Below are 17,558 nucleotides of genomic sequence, written 5' to 3' on the forward strand. Positions count from 1 at the left end.
GCGCTCATCCATTTCAAACCAGTCGGTTCAATCACTCTATGGAGTGAAATTACAGCGTATCGCCGAAAAGTGGGAACCGATTTTCGGACAAAGAGACGCAAAAACAAAGGCTAAAGCAGTTCATTGCTTCAACTTAAATGCGAGCTGATTTAGGCCATCTCAACACGATGTTCATGTGACACCAGTAGATCTTCTTTTGGACCAAAGAACTCGAAATTGAGCTGTTTCTCAGGTACGCCGCGATCCTGAAGACTAGAGTAGAGACCAGCCATAAACGGCTTTGGCCCACAAAAGTAATAGTCCGCCTCAAGACCAGCATACAGATTCTCCAGAAAACTATGATCGACTAAACCTGTTGAACTATTACCCGTGCGGAACTGGCCATCAGCCTCTTCGTCACTATAGCGATAATAGACTTTCAGGTTCTGGTTCTGGTGCGCAAGCTCATTTATTTCACCTTTAAAAGCCTGGACAGTCTCGTTCTGACTGGCATGAACCAGAATAACCTCTCTGTCTCCATCTCGCACAAGCGCCGCTTTCAGAATGCTCAGGATTGGGGTAATGCCAACACCAGCAGCCAACAATACCAGCGGACGGTTTTCTTCCACTTCTTCGTTCAGAAAAAAGTCTCCGCATGGAGCCGCTAGTTCCAATTTTGCACCTGTTTCGACGCGACTGTGCAGCAAGTTGGAGACGTACCCAGCCGGGTGCCCCTCGCCTAACGCAAGCTCTTTCTTCACACTGATACGAAAACAGCCTGCATCTGGCCTGTCGGATAAGCTGTAATTGCGCATGGTGGTTTCTGTATTCGGGTCTGGTACTCTTATTGTGATGTACTGACCCGGCTTAAATTGGGGCAAAGCACCTTTGTCTGCTGGCTTGAGGTAGAATGACGTGATGTTGCTGCTCTCAGCCTGTTTCTTAACAACCTCAAAGTCTCGGAAACCATCCCAGCCACCCGGTTGATCAGCTTTTTCCTTGTAAATCGTGCTTTCTCGCTCAATCAAAATACTAGAGAGAAAACCATAAGCCTCTGCCCATGCATTGATGATGCTATCTGTTGCCGCATCTCCCAAAACTTCTTGAATGGATGCAAGCAGGTTCTCACCGACAATAGGGTAATGTTCAGCCTTGATTTGCAAAGCAGCATGCTTTTGCGCGATCAACTCAACCGCACCAGCCAAAACTTCCAAATTATCAATATGCAGCGCAAATGCAGTTACAGCACCAGCCAAAGCTCTTTGCTGAGTACCCTGCTCCTGATTGGATGTATTGAAGAAAGAGGCAACCTCTGGATTGCGCGAAAGCATACGCTTATAAAAATGCTGTGTTAATACCTCTCCATGCTCCTGAAGAATAGGTGCTGTAGATTTAACAATTTCGATGGTAGTTTGGCTGATCATTTGATGGGCCTCTTAAATGTGCATTTCAAATGCTAATTATTAACGAGAGCATACGGCGTCAAGATGCAATTGACAAAATTTACGGATTACGGCCTGAGAACACTCATGTATCTCGCCTCAAATCCCCAGCGTTTATGTAGTGTTAAAGAGGTTTCGGAATACCATGACATCTCCCGTAACCATTTAGTGAAGATTGTGTTACGCCTTGTTGAAGCGGGGTATGTTTCATCTTTCAAAGGCAAAGGGGGCGGTATGCAGCTGGCCAAACCAGGCAACAAAATCCAGTTAGGCGAGGTCATCAAATTACTGGAACCAAACATGACAATGGTGGAGTGCTTCGATCCAGCAACAAACACGTGCAGGATAACCGGTTCCTGCAACGTCAAGCACTACCTCTACGAAGCCTCTCAGTCATTCATTGAAACCATGAATAAGCATACATTGGAAGACGCCATATCAACCCAATAGTGCTCTTAAAGAAGCTGCATTGCTCCCATCGTCAGTTGAAGCGACAAAACTCAAGCAAAATTAATCAGCTCACAAAAAACTTTCACCTTAACGCTAAAAAACGCAAATCCGCGCACATAGCAACGCAACGCTGGGATTTCATAAAAACCCCAGAAAATGAGCCATTTAAGACGAAAAATCAGGCATTTTCAGCCAGCCTTGAGAGTTTAATCAACACAGCAGCGGTTCCCTTCAACCGATCATCCGCAGACGGCCAGTCACGGGTCAGCACCACCTTCTGATCTGGGCGGATCTTGGCGAGGATAGTTTGCTCCGCGATGTAGGATACCAGCCCCGCTGGATTGTTGAACTCGCCATTACGGAACGCGATCACGATGCCTTTCGGCCCAGCGTCAATTTTTTCAACGTTCGCTTTGCGGCACAGCCCTTTGATGTAGACAATCTTCAGAAGGTGTTGAACTTCCTCAGGAAGTGGCCCAAAGCGGTCAATCATCTCCGCCCCAAAGCCATCGATGTCTTCAAGCTCCATAAGGTCCGCCAGACGGCGATAAAGCTCAAGGCGCAACTGAAGGTCCGGCACATACGTATCGGGGATAAGAACAGGCGTACCGATAGCAATTTGCGGGGACCACTTGTCCTCCTGGAAGTCCTCACCACCAGATTTGAGCTGCGCAACCGCCTCCTCCAGCATCTGCTGGTAAAGCTCAAACCCAACCTCTTTAATATGCCCAGACTGCTCTTCCCCAAGCAAATTACCAGCTCCACGAATATCCAGATCATGCGACGCAAGCTGGAAGCCCGCCCCCAAATTTTCAAGACTTTGCAATACCTTAAGGCGCCTCTCAGCAGTAGGCGTCAGCGTCTTATTGGCAGGAACCGTAAACAGAGCGTAAGCCCGTGTCTTAGAACGCCCCACACGCCCACGGATTTGATAAAGCTGCGCCAGACCAAACATGTCTGAGCGGTGCACAATCAAAGTGTTCGCGTTTGGTATGTCCAATCCGGACTCAACAATAGTGGTCGCCAACAGCACATCAAACTTGCCCTCATAAAAGGCATTCATGATGTCATCCAGCTCGCCCGGAGGCATCTGCCCGTGAGCAGAAACCACTTTAACTTCAGGCACATTCTCTTCCAGGAACGCCCTCACCTCTGCCAGATCAGACACGCGCGGACACACATAAAAACTCTGCCCCCCGCGATAGTGCTCACGCAGCAAGCTCTCGCGGATAACCATCGGATCAAACGGGGATATAAACGAGCGCACAGCCAAACGATCCACCGGCGGTGTTGCGATAAGGGAAAGCTCCCGAACGCCCGTCAGTGCCAATTGTAGGGTACGAGGAATCGGGGTCGCAGATAGGGTCAGAACGTGAACATCACTTTTCAGCTCTTTCAACCGCTCTTTATGCTTCACCCCAAAATGCTGTTCCTCATCAATGATGAGAAGTCCCAGATCCCTGAAACCAATGGCTTTTCCCAGAAGCGCGTGCGTCCCGATCACAACATCGACGGAGCCTTCTTTCAGCCCCTTCTTGGTCTCAGACAGTTCCTTACCGGGGACAAGTCGCGATGCCTGACGCACTTCAATCGGCAATCCATTAAAACGATCTGCAAAGGTCCGGTAATGCTGACGCGCCAACAACGTGGTCGGAACCACAATCGCCACCTGCCTCCCAGACATGGCCGCCAAAAACGCAGCTCTTAGAGCAACTTCCGTCTTACCAAAGCCCACATCACCACAGATAAGCCGATCCATAGGACGCCCTGAAGCCATATCATCAAACACAGATTCAATGGCACTCATCTGATCATCGGTCTCATCATAGACAAACCGCGCAGTGAACTCATCATAAGCCCCCTCAGGAGCCGTAATCGCCGGAGCTGTTCGCAACGCACGTTCAGCAGCAATCTTGATCAAGCCATCGGCAATCTCAAGAATGCGCTTTTTCATCTTGGCTTTACGAGCCTGCCATGCCCCGCCGCCAAGCTTATCTAACTGAACTTCCTGATCTTCTGAGCCGTAGCGCGTCAGCAGCTCAATGTTTTCAACCGGCAGATAAAGCTTGTCCGAGCCCGCATATTGCAGCTCAAGACAGTCATGCGGCGCGCCGACAGCCTCAATCGTCTTCAGCCCAATAAACCGGCCAATACCATGCTCCACATGCACAACAAGATCACCAGGGGCCAGAGCAGAGGCCTCCGTGAGAAAATTCGCCCCTTTGGACTTCCGCCGACGCTGACGCACCAGACGGTCACCGAGGATATCCTGCTCCCCGATGAAGGCCAGATCATCAATCTCAAAGCCATGCTCAAGACCAAGCAGGATCAGTGCCGTCAGCCCAGCGGGTACCTTGCCCAACTCAGCAGAATTGCCTGCATATCCAGTGCGGTCCAATCCATGATCGCTCAGAACTTGGGTTAACCGTTCCCGAGAACCCTCACTCCAACAAGAAAGAACCGCCCTCTTCCCATCCTTGGCAAGAGCTGACACATGCTTTGAAAGCGCATCAAAGATGTTTACATCACCCGCAGCCCGTTCAGCCGCAAAGTTTCGTCCCTGACGGCCACCCATATCAATTGCGGTCTTGCCGGTGCCCGGAGGCATAGCGAACGGGGATAGCTGAGCAGAAGCCCTGTCAGCCACAAATGTGCTGAACTGGGTGTCCTGAAGATAAATGGCAACTGGTGGAATAGGTTTATACGGCACACCAGAGGAAAGCGCTTTGTTATTGAGCCCGTCCTGACGCGCACCAAAGTGCTCTTCAATCTGCTCAAGACGTTCCTTGATCATGTCCTCAACACTAGCATCCAGCACAACTGGCGTTTCACCAATGTAATCAAACAGAGTAGACAGGTTATCGTGGAACAGAGGCAACCAATGCTCCATCCCCGCATAACGCCGCCCCTCACTGATGGACTGATAGAGAACATCATCCGGCCCAGCGGCCCCAAAAGCAGTCACATAGTTACGGCGGAACCGCGAGATCGCTTCAGGATCAAGAATGATCTCGCTCATAGGAACAAGCGTTAGACCCTTCTTCTGGACCAGCGTTCTCTGACTGTCCGTATCAAAGGAACGAATGGACTCCAGCGTATCCCCGAAGAAGTCCAGACGGACAGGCTCTTTGGTCGCTGGAGAAAATAGGTCAATAATCCCACCGCGTACCGCATACTCCCCGGTTTCACGCACAGTTGGCGTGCGGGCAAAGCCGTTGACTTCCAGCCACTTAACGATCTTGTCAGGATTGATGCGGTTCCCCGGCATAAACGAGAGAATATGATTGGCCGTCCACTCACGAACAGGCATCCGCTGCAAAGCCGCGTTCACTGTTGTGATCAGAACAAACTTCTTTTTCTTCGGCAGCCCCTTTGCCAGCCGCAGCAACGTCAGCAACCTGCGCGCAACAATCGCCCCATGAGGCGAAACACGGTCATACGGCAAGCAATCCCATGCAGGCAGCTGAAGCACCTCCACATCAGGCGCAAAGAACCCTAAAGCCTCTGTCAACGCCGCCATACGGGTTGCATCCCGCGCAACATAAGTTAGCGCAAGGCCACCCTCCTCAACTTCAGCAAGCACCTTTGAAAGTACGTAGGCCTCGGCTCCATCAGGAACGGAAGCAAGCGTGATGTTTTCACTTTTCTTGAGCAAACTTTCAAACACGGGAGGGGCAACCTTATTATTTCAAATCGTCGGCGGGCAATAAAAAGCATCTGATTTGCAGCAAACCAGATGCCAAAGCGCGATCAGCTTCCAGCCTTGTCCTTGTAGTAATCGAGGATCTTGCGGAACAGGTCTGTGTTCGCTTCATCAGGGACTGGTTTCGTGCCAATAAACCATGAGAAGAGATCCTGATCGTGGTGCTGCAGAAACACTTCCAGCTCATCCAGTTCAGCATCGTTCATCTGCACAATATGCTTTTCAACATAGCCGCCAAGCATAATGTCCATTTCCTTCATGCCACGATGGTGACAGCGGAAAATGATACGTTTACGGCGGTTATCCAGCCCGATGTTCTTGTTTTGATCTTCGCTCTGCGCACTCTGATCCATCGTCGTTTCCTTAGAAGGTCGCTGATTGGTGTCACTATCTGCAAATAGATAGGGCCAAATTGTTTCGCCTGTATACAACCCTTATTTTCATCTGTCAGTGTTTTCTTAAGGGCGTTGCACAAATCACAAGAACATGCCACAGATCAGATCTGCTGTTCACGTTCTGGTCTATATGGTATGCGCCCTACTCGCCTTGATCCACTTTTCGCTTCGGTCACCAAACTTCCGGGTATCGGCCCAAAGATTGCGAAGACCATAACAAACCTGCTTGTCGGCAGCCCGGACCGCGATGCTCGCATCTCCGATCTGCTCTTCCATGTTCCGGTAAATGTGATCGACCGACGCTTGCGCCCAGGTGTCTCTGGCTCCCCGGAGGGCGAAATCGTAACGCTCGTGCTCCATATAGACCAGCACCGCGCGCCACCACACGGCAGCCGTGCTCCCTATAAGGTGCTCGCCCATGATGAAACTGGAACTATTGAACTAGTATTCTTCCACGCACGCGGGGATTTCTTACACCGCACGCTGCCCGAGGGCGAAAAGCGCATCGTCTCTGGTAAGGTGGAATGGTTCAACGACCGCGCCCAGATGGTGCACCCAGATCACATGGTTTCTGAGGAAGAAGCTGAGCATCTGCCACTTGTAGAACCAGTCTACCCAATGACAGCGGGCCTTGCCTCCAAAACGCTCCAGCGTGCAATGGGCACCGCTCTTGAATTCCTCCCGCAAATGCCTGAGTGGCAAAACCAGCCCTTTATAGAACAACGCGATTTCCCACCGTTTGATGTCGCCTTGCGGTCCATACATAAACCTGAGGATGCCAGAGATCTGGCACCAGAAGGCAAAGCCCGCGCACGCCTTGCTTACGATGAGTTTCTGGCAAACCAGCTAGCCCTAGCTCTTGTACGCAACTCTCTGCGCCACATGGGCGGCAAAGCCCGCAAAGGGGACGGCTCCCTGCGCCGAAAGATCCTTGCAGCCCTCCCGTTCGAACTCACAGACGGCCAGGAAGAAGCGCTGAAAGAGATCTTCGCTGATCTGGAAGAACCAACCCGCATGCTGCGCCTGCTTCAGGGCGATGTTGGGTCTGGTAAAACGGTCGTCGGCCTCTTGGCAATGGCAGCCGTTATTGAGACAGGCGCTCAAGCCGCTATGATGGCCCCAACAGACATTCTGGCCCGCCAGCATTATGCCTCTATGAAACCTCTGTGCGATGCAGCTGGCATCCGCACCGCTGTTTTATCAGGTAAAGACACGGCCAAAACTAAACGCGAGATTGGTGAAGCGTTGGAAACAGGCGAAATCGACTTGATCGTTGGCACCCATGCGCTCTTCCAATCAACGGTTAATTTCGAAGACCTTGGCATCACGATCGTAGACGAGCAACACCGCTTTGGTGTCCACCAACGACTGGCTCTGTCCTCCAAAGGCGCCCACGTGGATGTGCTTGTGATGACCGCAACTCCAATCCCACGCACGCTGGTCCTCTCTTACTTCGGAGATATGGACGTCTCCCGCCTGACTGATAAGCCTAAGGGCCGACAAGAAATCAAAACCGTCTCCATATCACTGGATCGCATTGGTGAGGTTGTTGACCGCCTGAAAGCAATGATTGCACAGGGGCAAAAGATCTATTGGGTCTGCCCGCTCGTGGAAGAGTCGGAAAAGATCGACCTTGCCGCTGCTGAAGAACGCTTCGACGATCTGCAAAACGCCCTAGGCCCAGTTGTTGCTCTCGTTCATGGACGCCAGAAGGCTGATGAGAAACAAGCCGCCATGGACGCCTTCAAAAATGGTGACGCCCGAGTGCTTGTAGCGACCACCGTGATTGAGGTCGGCGTAGACGTCCCGGACGCAACCATCATCGTAATTGAACACGCCGAGCGCTTTGGACTTGCTCAGCTGCACCAGCTCAGAGGACGTGTTGGCCGTGGAAGTCTAGCCTCTTCATGTCTGCTCCTCTTCAAAGCCCCTCTTAATGAGACAGCGGCATCTCGCCTCAACATCCTGCGCCAAACCAACGATGGCTTTCTTATCGCAGAGGAAGATCTGCGCCTGCGCGGTGAAGGGGAGCTCTTGGGCACTCGTCAGTCCGGTACACCCGGTTTCAGGCTTGCCTCCATTGAAGATCATGCAGACTTGATGGAAATCGCACGCGATGATGCAAAACTCATCATGGCCACAGACCCAGAGCTAGAAACAGAAAGAGGTGACGCCTTGCGCCACCTCTTGTATCTCTTCGCCAGAGACGAAGCTATCAAACTGCTCAGAGCCGGCTAATCTATTCAGCCGCGACGGTCTCGGGACCATCACCGCCTTTGCCAGCTTTCTTGCGTTGATGCGCCTCAACAGCCTTTTTATCCTCGCCCCCTAAAAGCTTCGGGTACTCTGGGCTGACAAGACCAGCTGAAATCACCAGCTTTGCGGCATCTTCAACGCTCATAGAAAGCTCAATGATGTCCTCGCGCGGCACAAACAGCAAAAAGCCAGAGGTCGGGTTCGGTGTAGTTGGCAAGAAGACAGAAACCGTATCCGCTTGCTCTTCCAGATGCGCAGCAACTTCGCCCTTAGTGTCCGTGGCAAGAAACACGATCGCCCACAAACCTTTACGCGGATATTCAACCAAACCTGCTTTGGTAAAGTTGCGGCCGCTGTCATTCAAAACAGTTTCAAAGATCTGTTTCAATGCAGAATAAAGGTTACGCACCAATGGCATACGGCCAAGAATGGACTCGCCAACGCTGATGAGCGAACGCCCCGCAATGTTAGCTGTCAGGAAACCAATCACCGTTATTGCCAGCAATGCAGCAAACAATCCAAAACCCGGAACTTCCACCGGCAGATAGTTATCTGGATTGTAGATAGATGGCAGGAAGGGCTTTACCCAACCATCAATCAATTGGATCAAGGACCAACTCAGATAAAGCGTAATACCAACCGGACCCGTGATCACAAGGCCAGTAAAGAAATAGTTCCGCAGTCGCGTCATAAACCCAACACGCTTCGGCTTTTTATCCCCGTCAGATCCCATCGGCCAAACTTTCTTAATTCGGGAACCCTCCGCTTTATATCAGCGACAAGGTGCAGGTATATCCGTGCTTCTTTACGAACTAGTGTATTTTGTCGGTTTTGCAAGTTCCCCTTGAAAAAGAATTCATGCTTCTCATCTAAGAGGGTGGATATGTTAGCCATGGTCGCCAGTTGATGCGCCAATAGCCAAACTCCCCCTATTGTCAGCACTCACCAACAAGGCGTATAAGGCATATCATGCTTGCCGGAAGTGGAGCTCTCTGTGAAGAAGCTATTCTATATGACGCTTGGATTAGCCTTAGTGGCCACAGGGATCGTTGGCATCTTTTTACCATTGCTGCCGACAACGATTTTCTTCATTCTTGCAGCAGGTTGCTTTGCCAAATCCAACCCACGTCTGGAAAACTGGATCCTGACACATCCAAAGATTGGACCAAGTGTCATCCAATGGCAGGAACATAAGGTCATCCCCAAAAGAGCAAAGTTTTTTGCCTTCACCGGACTGATCTTTGGCTACCTGATGTTCCTGAAAATGTCCCACCCAACAATTCTGCTGGCCGTCGCCGTAGCCCTCATGATGTGCGCCATAGCCGCCTACATAGCCAGCCGCCCCTCCAAACCACTGGCAACATGAAGTGTAATTAGCTAACCACGCTTATTTAGCCTTCCCGTTACTCAAATTATCAAGGATTGGGCAGTCGGGGCGGTGGTCGCCGGCGCAGGCGGTTATTAGGTGGGTTAGGGTATCGCGCATGGCGATGAGGTCGGCAATTTTGGCTTCGATTTCGTGCACGTGTTGTTGCGCGATCTTTTTGACATCAGAACTGCCGCGTTCTTTGTCCTCGTAAAGTGCCAGCAAGGCCCGGCACTCTTCAATGTTGAATCCGAGGGAACGGGCACGACCGATGAATGTCAGTTTGTGCAGCTCTGTTTCTTCAAAGATCCGGTATCCGTTTTCATTCCGTTTAGGATGAAGAAAGCCGATATCTTCATAATAACGGATAGTCTTGGTCGGGATGCCGGAGCGTTCTGCTACTTCACCAATATTCATCGTCGTTCCATCCCTTTTAGTGGGCTGTTGTCGCTTTGATCCAGCGTAACCGCAAAGCGTTGGTTAAGACAAACACGCTTGAAAGTGCCATGGCACCAGCTGCCAGAACAGGAGACAGAAGCGGGCCACCGAATGGATATAACACGCCTGCGGCAACCGGGATCAGCAGTGTATTGTAACTGAATGCCCAGAACAGGTTCTGGCGGATGTTGCGCATGGTTTGCTGGCTGATGTGGAACGCATTGACCACACCGTTCAGGTCTCCAGCCATCAGGACAACATCCGCAGCTTCAATTGCCACATCAGTGCCGGTGCCGATGGCGATGCCAACGTCTGCTGCGGCAAGTGCAGGCGCATCATTGATGCCATCGCCCACGAAAGCCAGTTTGCCGGAAGCGCTCTTCCGCAGGTCTTCCAATGCATGGACTTTGCCGTCAGGCAGAACTTCGGCAACCACGCTGTCGATACCAAGTTCGGCTGCAATGGCGTTAGCTGTCTTCTGGTTATCACCCGTGATCATCACAACTTTCAAGCCAAGCTCATGAAGGGACTTGATTGCATCTGGAGTTGTTTTCTTGATTGGGTCAGCAACTGCAATTACCGCTGCAATTTTTCCATCAATAGCGACGTAAAGCGGGGTTTTTCCTCTAGTTGCAAGTACGGTTGCATCAACAGAAAGCTGTTCCAGTGCAATGCCTTCACGGTCCATCAAGCGATCTGCACCAACCAGAACATCGTGCCCTTGCACAACCGCACTGACACCAAATCCAGTCAGAGAGTTAAAGCTCTCTGGTTTTGGAAGCGCAATGCCACGTTCTTCGACGGCCTGCACGATCGCCTTTGCGATGGGGTGCTCAGAGCTTTGCTCAACAGCAGCGACCAATCGCAGAACGTCTTCCTCCTCAAAACCTTCATGCAGGATAATATCTGTCAGTTCCGGATGTCCGGCAGTGAGCGTGCCGGTCTTATCCAAGGCAACCACCTTGGTTTCCTGAAGCATCTGCAACGCATCGCCTTTGCGGAACAGGACGCCAAGTTCAGCTGCGCGGCCTGTACCAACCATAATGGATGTTGGCGTTGCCAGCCCCATGGCACATGGGCAAGCGATGATAAGCACAGCAACACCGGCGACCAAAGCAAGACTAAGCGCGGAATCAGGGCCAAACAGGAACCACACAGCGACGGTGAGGATCGCAATGGTAATCACGGCTGGCACAAACCACGACGTGATTTTGTCGACCAATCCCTGAATTGGCAGCTTTGCACCCTGAGCCTGTTCCACCATCTGAATGATTTGGGAGAGAACGGTATCATTGCCAACTTTGCTTGCACGCACGCTTAAGGCACCAGTGCCGTTGATTGTCGCGCCGACAACATCATCACCAGAGGTCTTTTCAACCGGGATTGGCTCACCTGTAATCATGCTCTCATCCACGAAGGAAGAACCTGAGACAACGGCACCATCCACGGCGATCTTTTCACCTGGGCGTACCTGAATGACATCACCGACAATGATCTCTTCAATCGGGACTTCTGTCACCACACCATCGCGCTCAACACGCGCGGTTTTAGCCTGCATGCCAACGAGTTTCTGGATCGCCTCGCCAGTTCTGCCTTTGGCGCGTGCCTCCAGAAAGCGGCCTAGCAAGATGAGGACGACAATTACAGCTGCGGCCTCGTAATAGACGTTTACGGTTCCCGCCGGGAGCAACTGCGGCGCAAAAGTTGAAACGAGAGAGAATACATAAGCGGCGGAAGTTCCAAGCGCGACCAGAGAATTCATATCCGGCGCGCCTTTTAAGAGCGACGGAAAGCCCTTGGTGTAGAAATGTCGGCCCGGTCCAAAGAGCACAACAGTCGTCAGGACGAACTGCAAGTAATAACTGTTCTGCAAACCAAGTGAGTTCTCAACCAGCATATGGACGCCGGGAATGAAGTGACTTCCCATTTCGATCAGAAAAACTGGAAGTGCCAGCACGGCAGCGAGCAACACCTTGCTCTTAAGCTGACGGATTTCATCTGTTTTACGGTGAGCCGCTTCAGCAGGCTCGGTCTTGTCCAATGTAGCAGGATACCCTGCTGAGGTGACCAGCTCAGCAATCGCAGATGGTGTTGTCGCCCCCACTGCGTAATGCACTGTTGCACTTTCTGTTGCCAGATTAACATTGGCTTCCAGAACACCATTTCCGGCTCGCAAAGCCTTTTCAGCTCGTCCCACACAAGACGCGCAGCTCAGGTTCTCAACACCAAAGGTGATGCTTTCTGTGAGTGCTGGATAGCCAGCTTTCTGAAGCGCGTCGGCCACATCTTGCGGCGTGAGGGTCTCATCGTAATTGACCTGTACGCTTTCTGTTGCAAGATTGACAGAGGCGTTCGCCACACCCGAAATACTCTTGAGTGCTTTCTCGACACGACCGACGCAAGACGCACAATTCATGCCTTCGACTTGCATTTTCAGTGTTGAACTGTGGGACATAATTTCACCATTTCATTGTCTATTGAAGGCACCCTAAGGGTTCCAGCGACTGGAAGGTCAAGACTAAAATCATCAGGAAAATGAAAAGACTTTGGCCATCAGGTAAATGACAGCCAAACATCACTTAGTCTTTGTTTTCTCCAGACTTTCACTGGCTTCTTCTGCGGTGATTTTATTCAAGGCAGATAGTCGGGCTCTCTTCCAAAGCACATAAATTGCCGGAATAACGAAGAGTGTCAGCAATGTTGCGGTGATCATGCCGCCAACCATTGGGGCTGCAATCCGTTTCATGATCTCTGAGCCTGTTGCACTGCCCAGCATGATCGGTATCAACCCGGCAAAGATGGTTGCCACGGTCATCACTTTTGGCCGCAATCGTAACAGGGCACCCTCGACAACAGCATCAAGGATATCTTTTGCGGTGAGGACCTTGTGTTCTTTCCGGGCAAACGCCACGCGCTTATCCCAGGAAAGGTTCAGGTACAACAGCATCACGATGGCTGTTTCGACAGCTACGCCTGCCAGGGCAATGAAGCCGACCAGCACGGCAACCGACAAGTCAAACCCTAGAGCGAAAACAAACCAGACACCGCCTGTCAGCGCGACTGGCAGGGAGGTCAAGATGATTGCCACTTCACCCACACGGTTGAATGCGAGGAAAAGCATCAGAGTGATGATCAGCAATGTCACGGGCGCAACCAGTTGCAAACGTTCCTGAACACGCTCGATATACTCATACTGTCCTGACCATGTGATCGAGTAGCCAGCAGGGATTTTAACTTCGGAAGCAACCAGTTCTTGTGCTTCGCTGACATAACCGCCAAGGTCTCGTCCCTCGATATCAATGAAAACAAAACCTGTTGGTCGCGCATTCTCTGAGCGGATCATTCCAGGGCCGTCAACAATGTTGATATCAGAGACAGCTCCAAGCGGAATATGCGCACCTGATGGTGTCACAACAGGGAGTTTCTCAAGTTGATCCGGGCTACTTCTCCAATCCTGCGGATAGCGCAGATTGATGGGGTATCGCTCCAAACCCTCAACGCTTTCAGTGATATCCATTCCACCAATCGCGGTTTGCACCACATCCTGAACATCCTTGATATTCAGCATATAGCGAGCCGCGGCATTACGATCGATATCAATCTCAATAAAGCGCGCACCTCTTGGGCGCTCTGCGTAGGAGGAAAGTGTCCCCTCAACGCCTTTCACCAGGCCTTCAATCTTCACTGCAATATCTTGAATGACTTGTAAGTCAGGTCCAGACACTTTGACACCGACAGGTGTTTTCATGCCAGTCGCAAGCATATCAATGCGGTTCTTGATTGGTTGAATCCAGACGTTCGTCAGGCCGGGAACCTGTACTGACTTATCCAGTTCCTGCCGAATTTTCTCAAGCGTCATCCCTTCACGCCACTGATCTTGCGGTTTCAGCTGAATGGTGGTTTCAAACATGGTCAGTGGAGCAGGATCTGTTGCTGTTTCGGCCCGGCCAAGCTTGCCGTGAACGGTCTTTACCTCAGGCACCTGCATGATCATACGGTCTGTCTGCTGAAGCACCTCACGCGCCTTACCAATAGAAACACCGGTGTACAGCGACGGCATGTAAAGGAAATCACCTTCCTTCAATTCCGGCATAAACTCAGATCCAATCCGGTTCAACGGCACAAGAATGGACGCAACCAGAACCAGCGCAAAGATGATCGTTGTTTTGGGCCAGGCAATAACGCCTGCAAGTGCAGGCCGGTACAAAGCGATGCATAACCGATTGACCGGGTTTTTAGCTTCAGGATGAATGCGTCCGCGCACAAAGTAACCCATCAGCACTGGCACAAGCGTGATGCTGAGAATGGACGCTGCCGCCATGGCATAGGTTTTAGTAAACGCAAGTGGCTTGAACAGGCGACCTTCCTGCGCTTCCAGCACAAACACTGGCAGAAAGCTAATGGTGATGATCGCCAGCGAATAGAACAGTGCAGGCCCAACCTCGGAACAGCATTCGGCGACAATTTTCCAGCGGTTCTTATCGGGATTCGGTTCCTTCTCAAGTCGTCGATGCATGGCCTCAATCATCACAATGGCTGCGTCAACCATCGCACCAATGGCAATGGCGATCCCACCAAGGGACATGATGTTCGCATTCACCCCTTGCAGACGCATCACCAGCAGTGCCGTCAAAATGCCAAGAGGAAGCGAAATCAAGATGACCAGCGAAGACCTGAGATGCAGGAGAAACACTGCACACACCAGAACTACAACTAAAAACTCCTCTGAGAGTTTGGTGGTTAAATTGTCAATTGCTCGCTCAATCACCCCAGCCCGGTCATAGGTGGTCACAATCTCCACGCCTTCTGGCAGGTTTGGCTTCAGCTCCTCCAACTTGGCATGCACGCCCTCAAGTGTTCTAAGCGGGTTTTCACCCCACCGCATGATGACAACCGCACCGACGGAGTCGCCTTCACCGTTCAGGTCAGCCACACCACGGCGCATTTGCGGACCAAGGCGGATATCTGCCACATCGCTCAAAGTGAGAGCTGCCCCGCGCTCATTCACCTTGAGCGGGATTTGCTCCAGATCCTCAATAGATTGGATATAGCCCGTCGCACGGACCATGTACTCCGCTTCTGCCATCTCAATCACACTGCCGCTGGTCTCACGGTTTGCGTTCTGGATCGTGCTCATGAGTGCAGGCAATGTCACGCCATAGGCCCGCAGCTTGTTCGGGTCGACGACCACCTGATACTGCTTAACCATACCGCCGATGGTTGCCACTTCCGATACGCCGCTGACAGTTTGAAGTTCGTACTTCAGCCACCAATCCTGCAAGGATCGCAACTGCGCCAGATCATGTTGGCCGCTTCGGTCAATCAAAGCGTACTGAAAAATCCAGCCAACCCCTGTCGCATCTGGCCCCAGCTCTGGCGTGACCCCATCAGGCAGTTTGGCTCCAACCTGTGCGAGGTATTCCAGCACCCGGCTTCTGGCCCAGTAAAGGTCCGTACCATCCTTAAAAACCACGTAAACATAGGAATCGCCATAAAACGAGAACCCGCGCACATCGATCACATCCGGCACCGACAACATAGCCGTGGCAATAGGATAGGTTACCTGATCCTCAATGACTTGAGGGGCCTGTCCGTCGTAAGGTGTTTTGATAATGACCTGCACATCAGACAAGTCCGGAATTGCATCAACCGGCGTTTCTTTCAGCGCCCAGATGCCACCAAGCGTCAGCATCACAGCCGCCATGAGCACGATCACCCGGTTATTGATGGATGCACGTATGATGGAGCCAATCATTTTTCATCGGCCCCCACCGTATTAGCAGGTGTTGATGTTGAATTCTGATCTTTGGCATCTCGCAGATCGACAAGGCTAAAGCGCTTGTCAGATCCTTTGGCGATGGCAAATTCAATAGGCTTTTCAATCTGGAAAGCATAATTCTTCAGGTCTGCACGAACTGCAAACGTCGTTTCCATCGCTGGCCACTGCAGTTCTTCTATGGCGTCATGACGAATGGTGATGGAGTTTGTCTCTGCATCGAAATTTGTCACTGTACCATCGCCCCATATGGGACCATCTTGCGCAGAAGACATGCGAGCCAAACCAGCTGAAAGCGAACTCTCACTATCAATCAGAAACTGAGCAGAGGTTACAACTTCCTCCCCTGCTTCAAGGCCCTGTAAGATCTCAGTCCTGCTTCCTCCTCCAAAGCGGCCCGTCAGACCCGGAGTAACCATGCGTGGCTGAAACGTGCCATCTTCGGTCTGCAAGATAACTCTGTCAGACGATCCTGTTCGTATCAAAGCGCTGGCTGGAATTGTCACTGCACGTCGCATTTCAGATGGGATGATGGTTACGCGGCCAAACATATTTGGACGTAAAACACCCTCTGAGTTGTCAAAATGCAGACGGACCGGCAGTGTGCGCGTCACCGCATCCAGTTCCGGGTAGATATAATCGATGCGGCCCTCAAGCACTTGCCCGGGCAGATGCTCAAAGCTCGCAAGCACATCGCTGTTTTTGCTCAGACGGGCAATGTCCTGCTCAAACACATCCACCATCAACCACACAGAGGACATATCAGATAGGGTAAGCGCTATAGAATCCGGTTGCAGGTACATACCATCCGCCGCTTCCAACGTGGTCACCACGCCGGATTGAGGAGCGTACACCTTGAAGACCCTAGCCGGAGTATTCGCCCGAGCCATCTCGTCAATCTGGGCGCTATCAATACCGTAATTCTGAAGCTGGATTCGGATATTCTGCTCGGCTTGCTTATCATTCCGGCGCACGGCCCGGATCAGATCAGCACTCGCCACAGTCACCTCTGGCGCATAGACTGTGAAAAGCAGATCTCCCTTCTTAACGGGGTCACCAATTGCACGGATGTTGAGTTTCTTGATCCACCCCTCCGTGCGTAAATGAACCTGACTGGAGCCATACTCGTCATAGCCAACAAACCCAACACTTTCGATTTTCTCTGAGATAGGCTCAACGCTGGCGGTGGCCGTGCGTACACCGATGCTGTTAATCACATTTGGAGACAACACAACAGAACTCCCGGATTGCATCGCATCCTGCCCTGCATAAACGGGAACGAGGTCCATCCCCATAGGAGACTTTCCAGGTGCATCGCGCCGGAAACTCGGGTCCATCGGCGCAACCCAGTATAGAACTTCACTTTCAGCACTGCCTGATCCAGCAGAAGTCCAGTCCATCGAACTTCCAACAAAGATCCCTAGCCCAGCAGAAACACTCGCCACAATCGCAAGCCCAGCCACAACCGCGTATCCACGACGCATCGGTCCTGTCCTGATTTACCAAACACCAATCAGACTTGAGGTTGCTCTACGACCGCTGAGACACTCATCATCCCAACCACATCCCTCCAAGCCCTAACAACAGCACCACTTTTCCTTACTTCTTCCAGCACTGCTCAACTTAGTAACCGACATACTAACCCTTCCAGTTACTGGAAGGTCAAGTGTGTATGAAGGGGGCAACTTTTGCTAGGATTACTGCTTCATAACCAGTATCTTCGCTCTAGATTTTCAATCACCCGCGCATATTC

Annotated in this window: 11 protein-coding genes; 3 read left to right on the forward strand and 8 right to left on the reverse strand. The window is 51.6% G+C overall.

Going from position 1 to position 17,558, the window contains the following annotated elements; genetic code table 11:
* Positions 1-149: 149 nt before the first annotated feature.
* On the reverse strand, positions 150-1,403 hold the full coding sequence (gene hmpA, locus PsAD26_RS16300; protein WP_063311283.1) for an NO-inducible flavohemoprotein: 1,254 nt from the start codon (positions 1,401-1,403) through the stop codon (positions 150-152).
* 63 nt (positions 1,404-1,466) lie between these two features.
* Between hmpA and PsAD26_RS16305 the strand changes: the two genes are divergently transcribed.
* Positions 1,467-1,871 (forward strand): Rrf2 family transcriptional regulator, encoded by a 405-nt coding sequence (locus tag PsAD26_RS16305; protein WP_063311284.1) that lies wholly within the window; start codon positions 1,467-1,469, stop codon positions 1,869-1,871.
* A 178-nt stretch (positions 1,872-2,049) separates the two neighbouring features.
* Here PsAD26_RS16305 and mfd read toward each other — a convergent pair whose 3' ends face one another.
* Entirely contained in the window at positions 2,050-5,538 is a 3,489-nt protein-coding gene (gene mfd, locus PsAD26_RS16310) for a transcription-repair coupling factor (RefSeq protein WP_063311285.1), read from the reverse strand.
* Between the two features lie 83 nt (positions 5,539-5,621).
* Positions 5,622-5,927: a succinate dehydrogenase assembly factor 2 gene (locus PsAD26_RS16315; RefSeq protein WP_063311286.1), complete on the reverse strand. Its 306-nt coding sequence runs from the start codon at positions 5,925-5,927 to the stop codon at positions 5,622-5,624.
* Between the two features lie 177 nt (positions 5,928-6,104).
* Here PsAD26_RS16315 and recG point away from each other — a divergent pair, with 177 nt between their 5' ends.
* Positions 6,105-8,207, forward strand: a complete 2,103-nt coding sequence (gene recG / locus PsAD26_RS16320; RefSeq protein ID WP_063311287.1) for an ATP-dependent DNA helicase RecG — start codon at positions 6,105-6,107, stop codon at positions 8,205-8,207.
* Between the two features lies 1 nt (position 8,208).
* Here recG and PsAD26_RS16325 read toward each other — a convergent pair whose 3' ends face one another.
* Complete coding sequence (locus PsAD26_RS16325) at positions 8,209-8,958, reverse strand: DUF502 domain-containing protein (RefSeq protein WP_063311288.1); 750 nt, start codon at positions 8,956-8,958, stop codon at positions 8,209-8,211.
* A gap of 279 nt (positions 8,959-9,237) precedes the next feature.
* Here PsAD26_RS16325 and PsAD26_RS16330 point away from each other — a divergent pair, with 279 nt between their 5' ends.
* Positions 9,238-9,591: a YbaN family protein gene (locus PsAD26_RS16330; RefSeq protein ID WP_057466196.1), complete on the forward strand. Its 354-nt coding sequence runs from the start codon at positions 9,238-9,240 to the stop codon at positions 9,589-9,591.
* Between the two features lie 21 nt (positions 9,592-9,612).
* Here PsAD26_RS16330 and cueR read toward each other — a convergent pair whose 3' ends face one another.
* The 4 genes from cueR to PsAD26_RS16350 all read right to left on the reverse strand — a co-directional run bounded on the left by cueR (position 9,613) and on the right by PsAD26_RS16350 (position 17,289).
* A complete protein-coding gene (cueR, locus tag PsAD26_RS16335) occupies positions 9,613-10,008 on the reverse strand; it encodes a Cu(I)-responsive transcriptional regulator (protein WP_063311289.1) in 396 nt (131 codons plus the stop codon).
* Between the two features lie 16 nt (positions 10,009-10,024).
* Positions 10,025-12,484, reverse strand: coding sequence for a heavy metal translocating P-type ATPase (locus PsAD26_RS16340; RefSeq protein WP_208985730.1), 2,460 nt, complete (start codon positions 12,482-12,484; stop codon positions 10,025-10,027).
* A gap of 120 nt (positions 12,485-12,604) precedes the next feature.
* Positions 12,605-15,784, reverse strand: a complete 3,180-nt coding sequence (locus PsAD26_RS16345) for an efflux RND transporter permease subunit (protein ID WP_063311290.1) — start codon at positions 15,782-15,784, stop codon at positions 12,605-12,607.
* Positions 15,781-17,289 (reverse strand): efflux RND transporter periplasmic adaptor subunit, encoded by a 1,509-nt coding sequence (locus tag PsAD26_RS16350; protein ID WP_063311291.1) that lies wholly within the window; start codon positions 17,287-17,289, stop codon positions 15,781-15,783. Before PsAD26_RS16350 ends, PsAD26_RS16345 begins: the two co-directional genes overlap by 4 nt.
* Positions 17,290-17,558: the final 269 nt, after the last annotated feature.

It is taken from the genome of Pseudovibrio sp. Ad26 (genome assembly GCF_001623285.1).
In the GTDB taxonomy this organism is placed as follows: domain Bacteria; phylum Pseudomonadota; class Alphaproteobacteria; order Rhizobiales; family Stappiaceae; genus Pseudovibrio; species Pseudovibrio ascidiaceicola.

Bases quoted from the DNA above. Each gene is read 5' to 3' on its own strand.
- hmpA (WP_063311283.1), bottom strand. From the start codon at position 1,403: ATGATCAGCCAAACTACCATCGAAATTGTTAAATCTACAGCACCTATT.
- PsAD26_RS16305 (WP_063311284.1), top strand. From the start codon at position 1,467: ATGCAATTGACAAAATTTACGGATTACGGCCTGAGAACACTCATGTAT.
- PsAD26_RS16315 (WP_063311286.1), bottom strand. From the start codon at position 5,927: ATGGATCAGAGTGCGCAGAGCGAAGATCAAAACAAGAACATCGGGCTG.
- recG (WP_063311287.1), top strand. From the start codon at position 6,105: ATGCGCCCTACTCGCCTTGATCCACTTTTCGCTTCGGTCACCAAACTT.
- PsAD26_RS16325 (WP_063311288.1), bottom strand. From the start codon at position 8,958: ATGGGATCTGACGGGGATAAAAAGCCGAAGCGTGTTGGGTTTATGACG.
- PsAD26_RS16330 (WP_057466196.1), top strand. From the start codon at position 9,238: ATGACGCTTGGATTAGCCTTAGTGGCCACAGGGATCGTTGGCATCTTT.
- cueR (WP_063311289.1), bottom strand. From the start codon at position 10,008: ATGAATATTGGTGAAGTAGCAGAACGCTCCGGCATCCCGACCAAGACT.
- PsAD26_RS16340 (WP_208985730.1), bottom strand. From the start codon at position 12,484: ATGTCCCACAGTTCAACACTGAAAATGCAAGTCGAAGGCATGAATTGT.
- PsAD26_RS16345 (WP_063311290.1), bottom strand. From the start codon at position 15,784: ATGATTGGCTCCATCATACGTGCATCCATCAATAACCGGGTGATCGTG.
- PsAD26_RS16350 (WP_063311291.1), bottom strand. From the start codon at position 17,289: ATGCGTCGTGGATACGCGGTTGTGGCTGGGCTTGCGATTGTGGCGAGT.